At 47.7% G+C, this 3,153-nt stretch carries 3 protein-coding genes; 2 read left to right on the plus strand and 1 reads right to left on the minus strand.

The window, feature by feature from the left end:
- Window positions 1-12: 12 nt before the first annotated feature.
- Complete coding sequence (locus GY683_RS05925; RefSeq protein ID WP_297287865.1) at window positions 13-666, minus strand: YcxB family protein; 654 nt, start codon at window positions 664-666, stop codon at window positions 13-15.
- Window positions 667-870: 204 nt separating this feature from the next.
- On the opposite strand from GY683_RS05925, the gene serS reads away from it, so the two are divergent.
- Both serS and GY683_RS05935 read left to right on the plus strand, forming a co-directional pair.
- Window positions 871-2,130 (plus strand): serine--tRNA ligase, encoded by a 1,260-nt coding sequence (gene serS / locus GY683_RS05930; RefSeq protein WP_297287866.1) that lies wholly within the window; start codon window positions 871-873, stop codon window positions 2,128-2,130.
- A 121-nt stretch (window positions 2,131-2,251) separates the two neighbouring features.
- Window positions 2,252-3,153, plus strand: a 902-nt coding sequence (locus GY683_RS05935; RefSeq protein ID WP_297287867.1) for a thiamine pyrophosphate-dependent enzyme, incomplete at its 3' end; no start/stop codon positions are given.

Genomic DNA, 3,153 nt, shown 5'->3' on the forward strand with positions numbered 1-3,153 from the left:
GCTAATCGGCTATTAAACGGTCTGTGTCAGTGATTCTAGACCTTTTGGTTTTACTTCTGACAGATGTTTGACGATGGTTTTGATGGGCAGGCCATTATTCTCTAGGCGCTTTGGAATGATTTGGCTGCCTTTTTGCCCTCTCATCTCGAACATCATGAATACATACTCATCGGTTTCATCCCAGCTGCTGACGGTATTCCAAGGGATGACCGCCGATTGCATTGGCGCTGAACGCATTTGCATGCCGCGCATTTGGGGGTTATTTAGCATGCCGGCAGGCGCAGGAACGCTCATCACCAGACCATGCGACTGCACGCCTAATTGTACATTCGCCATCTCTTCAGGCATCTGTGTGCCGGCTACTTGCTTGTCGTATTCGCGGCGCATGTACCATTTTAGTCCCAAGGTGCGCGCCAACAAGTAGATGCCCACAAGTGCCAACATAATCCAAAAAATGATCGTCGAATAGCCGCTAACAAATACAAGTCCTGCGATCGCCGCTGCCACCACCAATGCCATAACGACCCATTCTTTGGTACGAATGGACTTTAGGGTAAAGTTGCTCGCGCCTTTTTCGAACAAGGCAAGCTGTGCGCCACGAAATTCCGCGTCGGTCATGTTCAGTGCGATGGGTTTTAGGGTGTAAGGGTAAAGCGCCTTGCTCACGATCAGCTCCTTTTTGGGATTGCCAAAAATAAAATAGAAATTTGCGCCTATATTACCGATTTTATGCCAAAAAATAAACCAAAAACTTTAAAAATCGCGCAATTTGCTAAAATTTGCCCAAAAATAGGCAAACTTGCTGAAATTTCACGCCTTTTTTGCTATGATAGGCATCATTTTTAATTTTAGAACATTCGTAGGTAAACCATGCTAGACCCCAAATTATTACGCACCGATTTGACCGCCTTAAAAGAAAAACTGGCAACCCGTGGCTATGAACTTGATGTGGCGTTTTGGACAGACGTAGAAACCAAACGCAAAGAGCTACAAGTTCGTACCGAAGAATTGCAAGCTCAAAAAAACGCAGGGGCAAAAAAGATTGGCGAATTAAAACGCAGTGGCGAAAATGCCGATGACCTGCTTGCCCAAATGGAAAAGGTTAGCGATGAGATGAAAACCGCCGAAAACGAGCTAAGGGATTTGCAAGCGGTCATCACAAATGCAAGCCTTGCCATACCGAACCTACCCGATGACAGCGTGCCTGTGGGGGCGGACGAGAGCGACAACGTGGAAGTACGCAAATGGGGCGTGCCACGAGTCTTTGATTTTGAGATTAAAGACCATACCGACATCGGCGAAGGCTTAGGACAGCTTGATTTTGCGTTGGCGAGCAAATTGACAGGGGCAAGATTTAGCACATTAAAGGGCGGACTTGCCAGACTGAACCGAGCGTTGATTCAGTTTATGCTAGACACGCACATCAGTAAGGGCTACACCGAAATGTATGTGCCTTATATGGTAAATGCCGAGAGCTTAAAAGGGACAGGGCAACTGCCTAAATTTGAAGAAGACTTATTTAAGGTGTCAGACAGCTATTATATGATACCGACAAGCGAAGTGCCACTCACCAACACCGTGCGTGATACCATGCTCGCTCCGAGTGATTTGCCGATAAAACTCACCGCTCATACGCCTTGTTTTAGAAGTGAAGCAGGGTCAGCAGGGCGGGATACTCGTGGGCTTATCCGTCAGCACCAATTTGAAAAAGTAGAAATGGTGCAAATCGTACGAGCGGACACGTCCATGCAAGCCCTAGAAGAGATGACTGCCCAAGCCGAGAGTATTTTGCAAGCCCTAGAACTCCCTTATCGTGTCATCACGCTATGCACAGGCGACATGGGTTTTGGAGCGGTTAAGACTTATGATATTGAAGTGTGGCTACCGTCTCAGGATACTTACCGTGAGATTAGTAGCTGTTCTAACTGTGGCGATTTTCAGGCTCGCCGTATGGGGGCAAGGGTCAAGGACGGCAAACAAACTGAGCTTGTGCATACCCTAAACGGCTCAGGGCTTGCGGTGGGTAGAACGCTCCTTGCTATCTTAGAAAACCACCAAAACGCAGACGGCACGGTCAATATTCCTAAGGTGTTACAGCCTTATATGGGTGGACTTGAAGTGTTGAAATAATGTTTTCATACAAACCGTTTAGTCTTAGGATTAAGCGGTTTTTTATTGCCAAAATTCGCCCAATAAGGCGTAATATGCTATAATACCGCAAATTTTCACTTCTAGAATTTGGATACTCCTTATGCCAACTCCCTTAAACCAACGCCACAACGCCAACGCCATTCGTATCCTTGCCATGGACGCTGTTCAAAAAGCCAACTCAGGACACCCTGGGGCTCCCATGGGCATGGCGGACATTGCCGAAGTCGTGTGGCGTGAATTTTTGAATCACAACCCCAAAAATGCCAAATGGGCAAACCGAGACCGCTTTGTGTTATCAAACGGACACGGCTCTATGCTACTGTACGCCTTGTTACATTTGTCGGGTTATGATTTGACCATTGACGACATCAAAAATTTCCGCCAACTCCACGCCAAAACCGCAGGACACCCTGAACACGGCTATGCGGACGGCATTGAGACGACCACAGGGCCTTTGGGGCAGGGCATTGCCAATGCGGTGGGTTTTGCCTTAGCCGAAAAAACTTTGGCAGGACAATTTAACAAACCCGATAACGCCATTATCGACCATTATACCTACTGCTTTTTGGGGGATGGCTGTCTTATGGAAGGCGTGTCGCACGAAGCCTGTTCGCTCGCTGGCACGTTAGGACTGGGCAAGCTCATCGCCTATTATGACGATAATGGCATTTCTATTGACGGCGAAGTGGAAGGCTGGTTCTCAGACGACACTGCCAAGCGTTTTGAAAGCTATAATTGGCAAGTACTCCACGTGGACGGACACGATGCCGATGCCATTCGTGAAGCAACCCTACAAGCCAAAGCTGAAACCACCAAACCCACACTCATCATCTGCAAAACCATTATCGGTCTAGGCAGTCCCAATAAACAAGGCAAAGAAGATAGCCACGGAGCTCCATTGGGTAATGATGAAATCGCTTTAACCCGTGCCGAGCTAGGTTGGGCAAACAGCAATCCCTTTGAAATTGCCGATGACATTTATCAAGCGTGGAATGCGTGCGA

It is taken from the genome of Moraxella sp. (assembly GCF_024227015.1).
In the GTDB taxonomy this organism is placed as follows: Bacteria; Pseudomonadota; Gammaproteobacteria; order Pseudomonadales; family Moraxellaceae; genus Moraxella.

What these genes read in the sequence shown, in the direction of transcription:
- serS (WP_297287866.1), top strand. Translation starts at nt 871, where the DNA reads ATGCTAGACCCCAAATTATTACGCACCGATTTGACCGCCTTAAAAGAA.